Annotated in this window: 18 protein-coding genes; 9 read left to right on the top strand and 9 right to left on the bottom strand. The window is 65.1% G+C overall.

Going from position 1 to position 14,298, the window contains the following annotated elements; genetic code table 11:
• Positions 1 to 76: 76 nt before the first annotated feature.
• The 4 genes from KV697_RS18740 to KV697_RS18725 all read right to left on the bottom strand — a co-directional run bounded on the left by KV697_RS18740 (position 77) and on the right by KV697_RS18725 (position 3,155).
• On the bottom strand, positions 77 to 766 hold the full coding sequence (locus tag KV697_RS18740; protein WP_219019467.1) for a glutathione S-transferase family protein: 690 nt from the start codon (positions 764 to 766) through the stop codon (positions 77 to 79).
• Positions 766 to 1,401, bottom strand: a complete 636-nt coding sequence (locus KV697_RS18735; protein ID WP_042490199.1) for a CoA transferase subunit B — start codon at positions 1,399 to 1,401, stop codon at positions 766 to 768. Before KV697_RS18735 ends, KV697_RS18740 begins: the two co-directional genes overlap by 1 nt.
• Before the next feature lie 2 nt (positions 1,402 to 1,403).
• The gene (locus tag KV697_RS18730) at positions 1,404 to 2,261 is read right to left on the bottom strand and encodes an HAD family acid phosphatase (RefSeq protein ID WP_219019466.1); all 858 of its coding nucleotides are present in this window, start codon (positions 2,259 to 2,261) and stop codon (positions 1,404 to 1,406) included.
• A gap of 192 nt (positions 2,262 to 2,453) precedes the next feature.
• The gene (locus tag KV697_RS18725; RefSeq protein ID WP_219019465.1) at positions 2,454 to 3,155 is read right to left on the bottom strand and encodes a CoA transferase subunit A; all 702 of its coding nucleotides are present in this window, start codon (positions 3,153 to 3,155) and stop codon (positions 2,454 to 2,456) included.
• Positions 3,156 to 3,278: 123 nt separating this feature from the next.
• Between KV697_RS18725 and KV697_RS18720 the strand changes: the two genes are divergently transcribed.
• A complete protein-coding gene (locus KV697_RS18720) occupies positions 3,279 to 4,928 on the top strand; it encodes a thiamine pyrophosphate-binding protein (protein WP_219019464.1) in 1,650 nt (549 codons plus the stop codon).
• A gap of 196 nt (positions 4,929 to 5,124) precedes the next feature.
• Here the strand turns inward: KV697_RS18720 and KV697_RS18715 are convergent, their stop codons facing one another.
• Together KV697_RS18715 and thiS are read right to left on the bottom strand one after the other, a co-directional pair.
• Positions 5,125 to 5,307: a CsbD family protein gene (locus KV697_RS18715; protein WP_219019463.1), complete on the bottom strand. Its 183-nt coding sequence runs from the start codon at positions 5,305 to 5,307 to the stop codon at positions 5,125 to 5,127.
• 90 nt (positions 5,308 to 5,397) lie between these two features.
• Positions 5,398 to 6,408, bottom strand: coding sequence for a sulfur carrier protein ThiS (gene thiS / locus KV697_RS18710; protein WP_219021511.1), 1,011 nt, complete (start codon positions 6,406 to 6,408; stop codon positions 5,398 to 5,400).
• Between the two features lie 113 nt (positions 6,409 to 6,521).
• Here thiS and aroQ point away from each other — a divergent pair, with 113 nt between their 5' ends.
• The 8 genes from aroQ (at position 6,522) to KV697_RS18670 (ending at position 12,287) form a co-directional block, all read left to right on the top strand.
• Positions 6,522 to 6,956, top strand: a complete 435-nt coding sequence (gene aroQ / locus KV697_RS18705; protein ID WP_219019462.1) for a type II 3-dehydroquinate dehydratase — start codon at positions 6,522 to 6,524, stop codon at positions 6,954 to 6,956.
• 14 nt (positions 6,957 to 6,970) lie between these two features.
• Positions 6,971 to 7,456 carry an acetyl-CoA carboxylase biotin carboxyl carrier protein gene (gene accB / locus KV697_RS18700; protein ID WP_219019461.1) on the top strand — a complete coding sequence of 162 codons (486 nt, stop codon included), beginning with the start codon at positions 6,971 to 6,973 and terminating at the stop codon, positions 7,454 to 7,456.
• Positions 7,457 to 7,462: 6 nt separating this feature from the next.
• Complete coding sequence (gene accC / locus KV697_RS18695; RefSeq protein ID WP_219019460.1) at positions 7,463 to 8,812, top strand: acetyl-CoA carboxylase biotin carboxylase subunit; 1,350 nt, start codon at positions 7,463 to 7,465, stop codon at positions 8,810 to 8,812.
• A gap of 206 nt (positions 8,813 to 9,018) precedes the next feature.
• Complete coding sequence (locus KV697_RS18690) at positions 9,019 to 9,390, top strand: HdeA/HdeB family chaperone (RefSeq protein ID WP_257575445.1); 372 nt, start codon at positions 9,019 to 9,021, stop codon at positions 9,388 to 9,390.
• Between the two features lie 96 nt (positions 9,391 to 9,486).
• On the top strand, positions 9,487 to 9,828 hold the full coding sequence (arsC, locus tag KV697_RS18685) for an arsenate reductase (glutaredoxin) (protein ID WP_219019459.1): 342 nt from the start codon (positions 9,487 to 9,489) through the stop codon (positions 9,826 to 9,828).
• A gap of 160 nt (positions 9,829 to 9,988) precedes the next feature.
• Positions 9,989 to 10,327: a P-II family nitrogen regulator gene (locus tag KV697_RS18680; protein ID WP_007405799.1), complete on the top strand. Its 339-nt coding sequence runs from the start codon at positions 9,989 to 9,991 to the stop codon at positions 10,325 to 10,327.
• 107 nt (positions 10,328 to 10,434) lie between these two features.
• Positions 10,435 to 11,847, top strand: a complete 1,413-nt coding sequence (gene glnA / locus KV697_RS18675; RefSeq protein ID WP_219019458.1) for a type I glutamate--ammonia ligase — start codon at positions 10,435 to 10,437, stop codon at positions 11,845 to 11,847.
• A 65-nt stretch (positions 11,848 to 11,912) separates the two neighbouring features.
• Positions 11,913 to 12,287, top strand: coding sequence for a hypothetical protein (locus tag KV697_RS18670; protein WP_257575444.1), 375 nt, complete (start codon positions 11,913 to 11,915; stop codon positions 12,285 to 12,287).
• Here the strand turns inward: KV697_RS18670 and KV697_RS18665 are convergent.
• From KV697_RS18665 to KV697_RS18655, 3 genes are all read right to left on the bottom strand, one after another.
• The gene (locus KV697_RS18665; protein WP_219019457.1) at positions 12,257 to 12,556 is read right to left on the bottom strand and encodes a putative quinol monooxygenase; all 300 of its coding nucleotides are present in this window, start codon (positions 12,554 to 12,556) and stop codon (positions 12,257 to 12,259) included. The two genes, KV697_RS18670 and KV697_RS18665, sit on opposite strands and share 31 nt — an antisense overlap.
• A 1-nt stretch (position 12,557) precedes the next feature.
• Positions 12,558 to 13,175 (bottom strand): peptidylprolyl isomerase, encoded by a 618-nt coding sequence (locus KV697_RS18660; protein ID WP_219019456.1) that lies wholly within the window; start codon positions 13,173 to 13,175, stop codon positions 12,558 to 12,560.
• 145 nt (positions 13,176 to 13,320) lie between these two features.
• The gene (locus tag KV697_RS18655) at positions 13,321 to 14,295 is read right to left on the bottom strand and encodes a quinone oxidoreductase family protein (RefSeq protein WP_219019455.1); all 975 of its coding nucleotides are present in this window, start codon (positions 14,293 to 14,295) and stop codon (positions 13,321 to 13,323) included.
• Positions 14,296 to 14,298 lie beyond the last annotated feature (3 nt).

Below are 14,298 nucleotides of genomic sequence, written 5' to 3'. Positions count from 1 at the left end.
GGCTGAACGGAGCGAGCGAGGCGGCCCTTCACAACCTCCGTTCAGCCTGAGCGAAGTCGAAGGCCACGCCCCGCCCTTACCCCTTGGCGCGATAGTCCGCCGTCACGCCGCCGCACTCCGCCAGTTCGATTTCATGATCCGGGTCGCGCCACGTCTCCGCCAGCGCCTGCGCTTCCCAATCCCGCATCGCTGGATGCGCCAGAACCGTCTCGACCCATGCTGCCCCCACCGGGCCGACATCGATGCCGTAGGTCCGCACCCGGAACGCGACCGGCGCGTAGAAGGCATCGACCGCCGAGAACCGATCACCCGCCAGCCAGGGCCCGCCAAATTGCGACAGCCCCTCGCCCCATAATTCCGCCAGCCGTGCGACATCGCGCTCCAGCCGGGGTGATGCTGGCTTGGCGTCCACCCGCACCCCGATATTCATCGTTCGCTCGGCCCGCAGCGCGCCGAAGCCGCCATGCATTTCCGCCACCGCGCACATCGCCCAGGCCCGCGCCGCTTCGTCCTCGGGCCAGACACCCGGATGCCGTTCGGCCAGATACAGCGTGATGCCCAGCGAGTCCCAAACGGTCCGCTCGCCATCGATCAGCACCGGCACCTGCCCCGTCGGCGAGAAGGCGCGGAACGCCTCGTAGTTCTCCGCCGCCGCGAACGGCTCGATCCGGTCGGTGAAGCCGATCCCCAGCGCCTTCATCAGCAACCAGGGGCGCAGCGACCAGCTCGAATAATTCCGGTTCGCGGTGACGAGCGTATAGGTCATCAGCGCTCGAACTTCGCCGTCGTCTTCGCCGCCACCTCATCGGCGGTGACGCCGGGCGCGCATTCGATCAGGCGGAAGGCGCTGTCGTGATCGGGGCGCTGGAAAACCGCCAGGTCGGTGACGATCATGTCGACGACGTTGCGGCCGGTCAGCGGCAGGGTGCATTCGGGGATGAATTTCGGGCTGCCGTCCTTGGCATTATGCTCCATGACGACGATGATCTTCTTGACGCCCGCGACCAGGTCCATCGCGCCGCCCATGCCCTTGATCATCTTGCCTGGGATCATCCAGTTGGCGATGTCGCCGCCCTCGGACACTTCCATCGCGCCCAGCACGGTCAGGTCGATATGCCCGCCCCGGATCATCGCGAAACTGTCGGCGGACGAGAAATAGACCGAGTGCGGCAGCTCGCTGATCGTCTGCTTGCCCGCGTTGATCAGGTCGGGATCGACCTCGTCGTCATAGGGAAACGGCCCGATGCCCAGCATCCCGTTTTCGGATTGCAGCGTGACTTCAACGCCTTGCGGGATATGGTTGGCCACCAGCGTCGGGATGCCGATGCCGAGATTGACGTAGAAACCGTCCTTCAGCTCCTTGGCCGCACGGGCGGCCATTTCGTCGCGGGTCCAGGCCATCGTTACTCTCCTGTCGGGTGCCACCGCCGGTCGGCGGGGAAGATGTCGTCGGCGCTGCCCTTCAGCGCCTTGCCATAGACGGGGTTCGGGAAGACGAACCAGCCGCGTCCCCACAGCGCGGCGATACGCGGGGCGTCCGCACGGCTCCGGCGCTGCGCCACCGTGGCAGAGGTGTTGAACAACTCGCTGAAATCGCCGAGCTGATCACCGCCCATCGCGATCACGCAGTAACGCTGCGCGATCTGCCAGCGGCGCGGGTCCTTGTTGTCGCCGCTGCCCGTGTCGGGCCGCACGAACAGCGTGTCGCCATGCACCGCCGGGCCAAGCCCCGCCGCCTCGATCACCCGCGCGGCCCCGGCGGGATCGTCGCGATTGGTGTTGAAGATCACCGTCACGCCCATCGCGCGCAGATCGGCGATCGCCTCCGCCGCGCCGGGGGTGGGCAGGACGGCATGGCCATCGCTCTGCTCCCAGGCGCGCCAGCGGGTCGGGAAGTCGCGGTCGGGACGGCCGGTCAGATCGTCATATTCGAAGCCGAGATTTTGAAGGACCGTCTCGTCGACGTCGAAGACGGCCGCCGGGCGCTTGCCCGTGCAGGAGGTGAAGCGCGGGTTTTCCAGGCTCGCGCCCTGGGCCAGCACGACGCTGTCGGCTTGCGGACGGCGTACCCGGTCGGCGGCATAGGTGACGAGCGCGTTCCAGGCCTGGCGCGAGATCGCGTCGGCTTCGGCCGAACCGTAGAGATATTGCATCCCTGCCAGCTTTTCTTTCCCGGTCGGGACGGAGGACGACGGGGCTGGACTGTTATTGCCGACCGCTACGACGCAGCCGGACAGGGTCAGGGCGGTGGCTAGCGCCATGCCTAGCCTCAGAACGGCGTTCCCTCCCTCGCCCCCCCCCGCCTGCGGGAGGGGAGAGGTTTTGCTGCTACCGTTTTGCTTCCATGACATGCGTTTCAGCCCCCTATGTCCGCCAAGCGCGCTCCCCCTCCCGCAGGCGGGAGGGGGTCGGGGGGAGGGCTGGCGCTCTCCGCATCCCCCTCCCCCAAAAAATCAGACCCGCTCGCGCACCGTGCGGAACTCGATCTTCTTCTCATACGGCGCGCCGACGATCATCCGCTTCACATAGATGCCCGGCAGATGGATCTGGTCGGGATCGAGCGAACCCACCGGCACCACCTCCTCCACCTCGGCCACGCAGATGCGCCCCGCCGTCGCCATGGGCTGGTTGAAGTTGCGCGCGGTCTTGCGGAAGATCAGGTTCCCGGCCTCGTCGGCCTTCCACCCCTTGATGATCGACAGATCGGCGCGGATGCCGCGTTCGAGAATATAGTCCTCGCCGTCGAAGCTCTTCACCTCCTTGCCCTCGGCGACCTTCGTGCCGACCCCGGTCTTGGTATAGAAGCCAGGAATGCCCGCGCCCCCGGCCCGGCAGCGTTCGGCGAGCGTCCCTTGCGGGCAGAACTCGACCTCCAACTCGCCGCTGAGATATTGCCGCTCGAACTCCTTGTTCTCGCCGACATAGGACGAGATCATCTTCTTCACCTGATGCGAGCGGAGCAGCTTGCCCAGACCCACGCCGTCGATCCCGGCATTGTTGCTGGCGATGGTCAGGTCCTTGACCCCGGCGGCCTCGATCGCGTCGATCAGCCGCTCCGGGATGCCGCACAGGCCGAAGCCCCCGGCGCAGATCGTCATGCCGTCATGGAGCAGGCCGTCGAGCGCGACGGCCGCGTCGGAATAGAGCTTCTGCATGGGCGTCCTCCCTATGATGGCGCAAGCGTTAGGCGGAGGCACGGAGCCGGGTCAAGCCAGGCTTTACGCTTTGCGCAGGCGAGCGTTTGCGCTTTGTCACGAAGCGGCGTTAGGCTGCCGTCCATGACTTTGAAAACCGGCGGACGCCTGCTTGTCGATGCGCTTCTCGAACAGGGGTGCGACCGTATCTTCACCGTGCCGGGCGAGAGTTTCTTGGCGGTGCTCGACGCGCTGCACGACACGCCCGCCATCGATCTGGTGACGTGTCGGCAGGAAGGCGGCGTGACCTTCATGGCTTGTGCCGACGGCAAGCTGAGCGGGCGGCCGGGGATCGCCTTCGTCACGCGCGGGCCGGGCGCGACCAACGCGGCGATCGGCGTGCATGTCGCGCGGCAGGATTCGCAACCGATGATCCTGTGCATCGGCGACGTCGACCGGGGCACGCGCGACCGCGAAGCCTTTCAGGAGGTCGACTTTCAGGCGATGTTCGCCCCGCTTGCCAAATGGGCAGCGCGAATCGACGATGCCGCGCGCATCCCCGAATATATCGCCCGCGCCTATGCCACCGCGATGAACGGGCGACCGGGACCGGTGGTGCTCGCCCTGCCCGAGGATATGTTGTGCGACTTGGTGGAAGGCATGCCCCGCCCCCGGATCGAGCGGCCTGCGCAGGACGTATTGATCTCCGACGCGCTGGAGGTCCAAGAGCTTATCAACGCCGCCGAGCGCCCGGTGGCGATTGTCGGCGGGGCTTATTGGAACGACGATGCGGTTCGCATGGTCGCGCAATGGGGCGAAACCTCCGGCATACCGCTCGTCGCCGCGTTTCGGCGCCAGGATGCGGTGCCGAGTTCATGCCCCGTCTATGCGGGCAATCTGGGCTATGGCCCCAACCCCGCTTTGGTCGCACGGGTTCGGGAGGCCGACCTCCTGATCGTGCTCGGCGCGCGGTTGGGCGAGGCGACGACGGACGGCTATGCGCTCATCACACCGGATCATCCGGGACAGAAGCTGGTCCATATCCACCCCGACCCGCAGGAACTGCACAGCGTCTATCGCACCGATCTGGCGCTCTGCTGCGACGTGTTCGAGGGCGCGGCGATGCTGGACGTGCTGGCGCGAGATCGCGGAGCGACTCACATGTCCGGCGCGAAGGCCCATGCCAACTATCTCGCCTGGTCAGAACCCGCGCCGCGCGAGGGCGTGACGCTCGACCTGGGGCAATGCGTCGCGGCGATGCGAGAGGCGCTTCCGGCTGACTCGATCCTGTGCAACGGCGCGGGCAATTATTCGGGCTGGTGGCATCGCTATTGGCGCTACGAGCCGGGGTGCCAGCTCGCCCCGACCTGCGGCGCGATGGGGTACGGCGTCCCCGCCGCCACCGCTGCCGCGCTGCGCCACCCGGACCGCATGGTCGTCGCGTTGGCGGGCGATGGCTGTTTCCTGATGAACGGGCAGGAGCTGGCGACCGCCGTACAGCACGGCGCGTCGATGCTGGTCATCGTCGTCGACAATGGCGGCTATGGCACCATCCGTATGCACCAGGAGCGTGAATATCCCGGCCGTGTCGCAGCGACGAGTCTCGCCAACCCCGATTTCGCCGCGCTGGCACGGGCTTATGGCTGCTGGAGCGAGACGGTGACGCAGACGCAAGACTTCGCCCCTGCCCTCGCCCGCGCCATGGCCGAAACGGGCGTCCGCTTACTGCATCTGAAAACCGACATCGAGGTGATTACCCCGGTGACGACCCTATCCCGCATCGCAGGGCGGTAAGGTCGATCGCACGTCGAGCGAACCCGCGCCATGTCGATGATGGTGCGGTTCAAATCACACGAGAAAGCAAAGATACCGCTACCATACAATCGATAGCAACCGTGATAAGCTACAACAGACAAAAGAAAACCGCCCCGGCATAACCGGGGCGGCGAGTTCGTTGCTGATTGCTTTAGTCAGAAAACGGCTAGCAGATTCAGATGTTGTCGCCAAGGGCGCCCTTGACCGAACCCTTCATCTGCTGGCCCTTGCCTTCGACCTGCTGGGCTTCGCCTTCGGCGACGAGCTTGTCGTTGCCGTTGTGCTCGCCAATCGCTTCCTTGGCCTTGCCAACCAGCTCGTTGACATTGCCCTTGATCTTGTCGGTCAGCTCACCCATTGCGGCCTCCATTTACTGGGGATTGACAAATCCCGTTGAACACTCGGAAGCAGAACGGTTCGTTACGCGGCAAGTTCCCTGAAATTAATGTCAGATGAGGCCTGCAAGCGGGCTGGAAGGGTCGGCGTAGCGCCGCATTCCCATGCGCCCGGCGCGGTAGGCCATGCGCCCCGCCTCGACCCCGGCCTTCATCGCGCGGGCCATCAGCACGGGGTCCTTGGCCTCGGCGATGGCGGTGTTCATCAACACGCCGTCGCAGCCCAGCTCCATGGCGACGGCCGCCTCTGACGCGGTGCCGACGCCCGCATCGACCAGCACGGGCACCTTCGCACCCTCGACGATCAGGCGAATCGTCACCTTGTTCTGAATGCCCAGCCCCGAGCCGATCGGCGCGCCCAGCGGCATGATCGCGACTGCCCCGACATCCTCCAGCCGCTTGGCCGCGATGGGATCGTCGACGCAGTAGACCATCGGCTTGAAGCCTTCCTTGGCCAGGATTTCGGTCGCGCGCAGCGTCTCATACATATCCGGGTAGAGCGTCTTGGCCTCGCCCAGCACCTCCAGCTTGACCAGCTCCCAGCCGCCCGCCTCGCGCGCCAGCCGCAGCGTGCGGATCGCATCCTCGGCGGTGAAGCAGCCCGCCGTGTTGGGCAGATAGGTGATTTTCTTCGGGTCGATATAGTCGGTCAGCATCGGCGCATTGCGGTCCGACACATTCACCCGGCGCACCGCCACGGTGACGATCTCCGCCCCCGCCGCCTCGACCGCCGCGGCGTTCTGCGCGAAGTCCTTGTACTTGCCGGTGCCGACGATCAGGCGTGAGCGGAAACGCTGTCCGGCGACTTCCCACGAATCATCGTCCAGGATCGGTGCGGCATGATCGCCGCCGCCGACGAAATGGACGATCTCGATCTCGTCGCCATCCTCGACCTGCACGTCCGCCAGCGTCGAGCGCGGCACGACCTCCAGATTGCGCTCCACCGCCACCTTTTCGGGCACCAGCCCCAGCTGGCTGGCCAGATCGGCGAGCGACAGTCCGGCGGCAACCCGCTTATGCTCGCCATTCACGGTGATCGTCACGGTTCCATCGGTATGGGGCATATGCGTCACTTACCATGCAAGTCGCTGCCCGCTCGACGTGGGATAGGGCATGCGGTTAAGGAAGGCCCTCGATCTAGGCCCGGCCATCCCGAGCCGCAACCATGGGAGTGCCGATGCCCGCGACCGTTTATGTCCTCAACGGGCCGAACCTGAACCTGCTCGGCCTGCGCGAGCCGCATATCTATGGCCATGACACGCTGGACGATATTGCGGGGCTGCTGGAGGACCGGGCACGCGAGCTCGATCTGGAGATCGACATGCGTCAGTCCAACCATGAAGGCCATCTGATCGACTGGCTGCACGAGGCCCAGGCTTATGAAGCGAAAGCCGTGCTGCTCAATGCCGGGGGCTTTACCCACACGTCGATCGCGATCCATGATGCGATCAAATCGGTGACGACCCCGGTGATCGAGGTTCACCTATCCAACCCTCATGCACGGGAGCCATTCCGTCATGAGAGCTTCATCGGGCGTGCCGCAAAAGGCACAATCGCGGGTTTTGGCGCGCATTCCTATCTGCTCGCGCTTGAAGCCGCCGCCCGGTTCTGACAGGAGCGCGTCCCATGACCGAAAAGACTGAACAAGCGATGAAGGTCGATGTCGACCTCGTCCGTCAGCTCGCCGAGCTGCTCGACGCCACCGCCCTGACCGAGATCGAGGTCGAGCATGGCGACCGCAAGATCCGCGTCGCGCGCAAGGCCGCTCCGGCCGCGCCGGTGGCCTATGCCCCGGCACCCGCCGCCGCGCCCGCTCCGGTGGCCGCCGCCCCGGTTGCAGCCGCTGCGCCTGCGGAAGCCGCAGCGCCGGCCGTCTCCGCCAATGCGGTGAAGTCGCCGATGGTCGGCACCGTCTATCTGTCGGCCGAGCCGGGCGCCAAGCCCTTCGCCTCGGTCGGGCAGAAGGTCGCCGCCGGTGACACGCTGCTGATCGTGGAAGCCATGAAAGTGATGAACCCGATCACCGCGACCGCAGCGGGCACCGTCACCGCCGTCTTGGTCGAGAACGGCCAGCCGGTCGAATTCGACCAGCCCCTGGTCGTCGTCGAGTAAGCCGCCTTGGCGCAGATCAAGAAACTCCTGATCGCCAATCGCGGTGAGATTGCGCTTCGCATCCACCGCGCCTGTCACGAGATGGGGATCGAGACGGTCGCCGTGCACTCCACGGCCGACGCCGATGCCATGCATGTGCGCCTCGCCGACCAAGCGGTGTGCATCGGCCCGCCCGCGGCCGCCGACAGCTATCTCAACATCCCGAACATCATCTCGGCGGCCGAGATTTCGGGCGCGGACGCGATCCATCCGGGTTACGGCTTCCTCTCGGAGAACGCCAAGTTCGCCGAGATCGTCGAGGCGCACGGCCTGATCTTCGTCGGCCCGAAGCCCGAACATATCCGGATCATGGGCGACAAGGTGGAGGCCAAGCGTACCGCCGGTGCGCTCGGCCTGCCGCTCGTCCCCGGTTCGGACGGCGCGATCTCGGATCTCGATGAGGCCAAGGCGCTGGCCACCAAGATCGGCTATCCGGTCATCATCAAGGCGGCCTCGGGCGGCGGCGGACGCGGCATGAAGGTCGTGTCCTCCGAGGACCAGCTCGAAACGCTGATGCAGCAGGCCGGTTCGGAGGCGAAGGCCGCGTTCGGTGACGCCACCGTCTACATGGAAAAATATCTGGGCAACCCCCGGCATATCGAATTCCAGGTGTTCGGCGACGGCAACGGCCAGGCGATCCATCTGGGCGAGCGCGACTGCTCGCTCCAGCGCCGCCACCAGAAGGTGCTGGAGGAAGCCCCCTCGCCGATCATCACGGCCGAGGAGCGCGCGCGCATGGGCGGCGTGGTCGCCAAGGCGATGGCCGACATGGGCTATCGCGGGGCGGGCACGATCGAATTCCTGTGGGAAGACGGCGAGTTCTATTTCATCGAGATGAACACGCGCCTGCAGGTCGAACATCCCGTCACCGAGATGATCACCGGCCTGGATCTGGTGCGCGAGCAGATCCGTATCGCCGAAGGCCATCCGCTGACCCTGCGCCAGCAGGACGTGCAGTTCCGGGGGCACGCGATCGAGTGCCGCATCAACGCGGAAGACCCGCGCACCTTCGCCCCCTCGCCGGGCACGGTGAAGATGTATCACGCGCCGGGCGGCATGCATGTCCGCGTCGATAGCGGCCTGTATCAGGGCTATAAGGTTCCGCCTTATTACGACAGCATGATCGCCAAGCTGATCGTCTACGGCACGACCCGCGAAGGCGCCTTGCGCCGTCTGCGCCGCGCGCTGGAGGAGTTCGTGATCGAGGGGATGAAGACCACCATCCCGCTCCACCAGGCGCTGCTCGACGATCCGGAGTTCCAGAAGGGCGACTATACGATCAAGTGGCTCGAGGAATGGCTCGCCAAGCAGGGCTGATCCGAACCCGGCCCGGGGATTAAAAAACGGACATGTGCGAACCACCGCACATGTCCGTTTTTTTTGAAAGCGTCGCTGATACAGACGGTTGCGTGGCGGGTCTTCCAGAGTCTACATCCGCCCCTCATGAAATCTATTTCATCCGTGGGAACGGCCTCTCACAGGGCGCATTTTCGCAATGCCTTTAAACGAGAGGGGTTTTTCAGATGAAAATGCTCAAGACTTTCGGTTTCGCCGCCGTGCTTTCGGTCGCTGCGGTTTCGTCCGGTGCTTTCGCCCAGAGCGTCTATGAACAGGCCCATGTGCCCGGCAAGAATGGCGTTCGGGTCATCGAAGTGCTGAAATCGGGCAAGAAGATGGAAACCGTCTCCTGCCACGATTTCGGGATGCTCGATGAGAGCTTCCGCCCGCAGGCCATCGTCTATGCTGCTAACTACGGCCCTAAGGGCAAGCCGCATCCGACCTACACCGTCGACGGCGTCGAAAAGATCGTCCCCGTCGTGGTTGATCAGTGCAAGGCACGGCCCGGCGATCACTTCGTGACGGCCGTCAAGCGCGCCATCAAGCAGCAGCCCTAATCGTCGCCGATAGAGCGGGACGGGTCGTGCGCCTGTCCCGCTCGCTGCGCGCATCTCGACCTTGGCTTTCGCCATCGCGGGGCGCATACATCGGTCATGGCCACCCAAGCGACCATCTATCACAATCCGCGCTGCGGCACCTCTCGCCAGACGCTGGCTCTGTTAAGCGATGCGGGCGTCGACCTGACGGTCATCGAATATTTGAAGACCCCGCCCGCTGCGGACGAGCTTCGCCGCCTCTATGCGAAGGCCGGGCTGTCGCCGCGAGACGGCTTACGCAAGACCGAGGCCGGGGCGGAAGCGCTGTTGTCTGCGGAGGATGATATCGTCCTGGCCGCCATGGTTGCGCAGCCGATCCTGATCCAGCGTCCACTGGTCGAGACGGAGAAGGGCGTCGTCATCGCCCGTCCGCCCGAAACCATACGGAGCATATTGTGAGCACTGCCCGTTATTTGGGCAGCGAGCAGGGATATGCCCGTTTTGCGGGCGCAATTCTTAGCATTTTACTACCCTCCTACGAGGGCGACGCAATTGGCACGGTCCATGCTACGCATGCGATCGGGCGAGGGTTCGAACACCAGCGGGGACAGCAAGGCTCGTGAAAAAGATTGAGGCGATCATCAAGCCCTTCAAGCTCGATGAGGTGAAGGAAGCGCTGCACGAAATCGGCGTGTCCGGCATCACCGTCACCGAGGCCAAGGGCTTCGGCCGCCAGAAGGGGCATACCGAGCTGTATCGCGGCGCCGAATATGTCGTCGACTTCCTTCCCAAGGTGAAGCTGGAAGTGGTGGTCGAGGACGGGCTAGCCGAACGCGTGGTGGAGGCGATCGCCGCCGCCGCGCAGACCGGCCGGATCGGCGACGGCAAGATTTTCGTGATCCCGGTCGAAACCGCCTTGCGCATCCGCACCGGCGAACGCGACGACGCGGCGATCTGACGCAACCCCACCCTCACCGTCATCGGACCGACATCCGGGCCGATTAAGGTTTTTCACCGGCCCCGGTCATCTCCGGGCGTCGGATCTAAGCAGAGAGAGAACGGCACATGGCGAATACGGCCAGCGACATCCTGAAGAAGATCAAGGACGAAGAGATCGAGTGGGTCGATCTGCGTTTCACCGATCCCAAGGGCAAGTGGCAGCACCTGACCATGGTCGCTTCGATCTTGGGCGAGGATGAGTTCACCGACGGCCTGATGTTCGACGGTTCGTCGATCGAAGGCTGGAAGGCGATCAACGAGTCGGACATGGTCCTGAAGCCGGACCTCGACGCCGTCTATACCGATCCGTTCTCGGCCACCCCGATGCTGATCGTGTTCTGCGACGTCGTCGAGCCGTCGACCGGCGAGCTGTACGCCCGCGATCCGCGCTCGACCGCCAAGCGCGCCGAGGCGTTCGTGAAGACCACCGGCATCGGCGACACCGTCTATGTCGGCCCGGAAGCCGAATTCTTCATGTTCGACGACGTGCAGTTCGACACGACCTATTCGTCGTCCTACTTCAAGATCGACGATATCGAGCTGCCGACCAACACCGGCCGCGAATATGAGGGTGGCAATCTCGGCCACCGTCCGCGCGCCAAGGGCGGTTACTTCCCCGTCGCGCCGGTCGACTCGGCGGTCGACATCCGCGGCGAGATGGTCACCACCATGCTCGAAATGGGCCTGCCCTGCGACAAGCACCACCACGAGGTTGCCGCCGCGCAGCATGAGCTGGGCCTGACCTTCGGCACGCTGACCCAGACCGCCGACCGCATGCAGATCTACAAGTATGTCGTGCATCAGGTCGCCCATGCCTATGGCAAGACCGCGACATTCATGCCCAAGCCGATCAAGGAAGATAACGGCTCGGGCATGCACACCCACTTCTCGATCTGGGAAGGCAAGACCCCGCTGTTCGCCGGCAACGGCTATGCGGGCCTGTCGGAAACCTGCCTGTACTTCATCGGCGGCATCATCAAGCATGCCAAGGCGATCAACGCTTTCACCAACCCGACCACCAACTCGTACAAGCGTCTGGTGCCGGGTTACGAAGCGCCGGTGCTGCTCGCTTACTCGGCGCGCAACCGCTCGGCTTCGTGCCGCATCCCGTACGGCACCGGCCCGAAGTCGAAGCGCGTCGAAGTGCGCTTCCCCGACGCGCTGGCCAACCCGTACCTTGCCTATGCGGCGCTGCTGATGGCAGGTCTGGACGGTATCCAGAACAAGATCCATCCGGGTGAGGCGATGGACAAGAACCTGTACGACCTGCCGCCCGCGGAGCTGGCCCAGGTCCCGACCGTCGCCGGTTCGCTCCGCGAAGCGCTCGACTCGCTGGCCGCCGACCACGACTTCCTGCTGAAGGGCGACGTGTTCACCAAGGACCAGATCGAAAGCTATATCGAGCTGAAGATGAGCGAAGTGATGCGCTGGGAAATGACCCCCAGCCCGGTCGAGTACGACATGTACTACAGCGGCTGATCCCTGCACGATGTCACTACGGGGAAAGGGGCCGCAAGGCCCCTTTCTTTTTGGGGGAGTGGAAGGTGCTTTTCAGCTTCGGCTTTTCCGCCCCGATCGACCTGTTGAGCTGGGTCGTCGCCCTCATGCTCGGTGCCAAGCTGATCGCCACGCTGGTGCTGCTGCTCCTGGGTAAAGAGGTCAGCGATCGGCCCGGGTGGGGACCGATATTGTGGTGGGTCACCAAGCTGACGCCCATCGTCGCGATCCCCTGCGCCATTGCCATCGCCCTGCTGCAACGACAATTCGACGCAGCTTTGCTCTTCGGTGCCATGGCTCTGTTCGTCGCCGTAGCCGTGCCGCTGAAGGTCAGGCAGCGACAAGCGCGCATCGCGGGGGACACGTTGAGCGAACAGCCTAAAACCATAATTCAGGTCATGCGCGGTTCGCCCACCTCGTAAACGACCAGCCGACGCTCGCCGATGCCCAGTTCCGGCCAAGCAGCCCGCCACTCGGCGATTTGCGACGAGGCGAAGTGCCGATCAAGCGCCCCCTGATCGGTCCACAATTCCTTCACATGGATAAGGCCGGGGTCGAGCACATCCTCGGCATAGCCATAGTCCAAGCATCCCGGCTCGGCGCGGCTGGCCTCCACCATGCGCCGCATGACCGGCCGTGCGTCATTAAGGTTTTCCGGCGGTAGACGCACGGTGCCGACGATCAACAGCATGTCACTTTGCCAGGGTCACCCGCTTGGCGGAAAGGATCTTCACCGGCGCGGCGAGCATCTCGCCCTTGAATGGTCCCTTGGCGGGGTCGGCGGGCTGGTCGAGGATTTTGTGGATCACGTCCATCCCCTCGACGACATGGCCGAAAGCGGCATAGCCCAGATTGTCGCCGGGCTTGGACGGATCGGCGTCGAGCGAGGGCTGGTCGCCGACCATGATCGTGAAGTCGCCGCGCGCCGATCCGGGGGCCAGGCGTGCGATCGAGATGGTGCCGTCCGTATGCTTGATGCCGGTCTTGGTCGTCGGCTCATGCGCGATCGGGGGCAGGATGCGCTTGGGCTCATTCTGGATACCGAACTGGACGAAACCGAAATCGGGCGCGACGCGGACGGAGCGATAGAAGGTTACGCCGTCCAGCCGATGCTGGTCGACATAGCGCAGGAAATTGGCGGTGGTGATCGGCGCATGGGTGCGGTCGAGGTCCAGCACGACGGGTCCGAGGCTGGTCTGCATCGCGATGCGGACCATGACGGGCTTGGGGGCCTCGGTGGTGGCGGGGGCTGGCGGGGTCGCGGGGGTGGTCTGAGCGGCAAGCAACGCGAGGGGCAGGAGCGCGATCATCTAGGTCTCCGGGTGCGGATTTCGGCGGCAGGTTAGCGGGGTTTTCGGGCGGGGTGTATCCGTTGGGCTTCGACTTCGCTCAGCCTGAACGGGGGTTTGGAAGATCACACCAAAACACCCGAAGTCGAAGCCCACGCGCCCACCCTCACGGAATAAGAATCGTACTCCCCACCGTCTCCCCCGCTTCGATCGCCCGGTGCGCCTCGGCCGCATCGGTCAGCGCGAAGGACTGGCCGATCTCCGGCGTGATCGCGCCCTTTTTCAGCATCGCGAAGACCCGCGCGATCAGGCTGCGCTTCTCATCCGCCGTCACCGCATAGTCGAACAGGGTCGGACGGGTCACGAACAGCGAGCCCTTCGCGGCCAGGATGCCCAGATTGACGCCGTCCACCGCGCCCGAGGCATTGCCGAAGCTGACCACCAGCCCGCGCCGCGCCGTGCTGTTCAGCGAGGCTTCCCAGGTCGCCTTGCCCACGCCGTCCAGCACCACGGGCACGCCCGCGCCGCCGGTGATCTCTCGCACGCGGGCCGCGACGTCTTCCTGCCGGTTGAGGATGACGTGATCGGCCCCCGCCGCGCGGGCCTTCTCCGCCTTGGCCTCGGACCCGACGGTCGCGATCACGGTCGTGCCGATCGCCTTCAACCAACCGACCGCGAGATGCCCGACCCCGCCCGCCGCCGCATGGACCAGCACGGTCCAGCCGGGTTGCACCTTCGCGCAATCCTCGATCAGGAAAGCGGTCGTCGCGCCCTTCAGCAGGATCGCGGCCGCCGTCCGGTCGTCGACATGATCGGGCAGCGGCACCAGCAGGTCGGCCGCGACGTTGCGCGCCGTGGCATAGGCCCCGCGCGCCGGGCCGAACACGCCCACCCGGTCGCCGACCGCGAAGTCGGTCACGCCCTCGCCCACCGCCTCGACCACGCCCGCCGCTTCGGAGCCGAGCTTGCCCGGCAGGTCGATCGGGTACAGCCCGCTGCGATGATAGGTGTCGATATAGTTCAGCCCGACCGCATGGTGGCGCATCCGCACCTCGCCTTTGGCCGGCGGGGGCAGTTCCTCGTCCCGCCATTGGATGACCTCTGGCCCGCCGGTCCGGTCGATATAGGCGGTCTTTTCCATCGG

This window comes from Sphingomonas sanguinis, from assembly GCF_019297835.1.
Classification (GTDB): Bacteria; Pseudomonadota; Alphaproteobacteria; order Sphingomonadales; family Sphingomonadaceae; genus Sphingomonas; species Sphingomonas sanguinis_D.
Note: the sequence above shows the minus strand (reverse complement) of the source record. Positions and strands in the feature narration are given on the sequence as shown.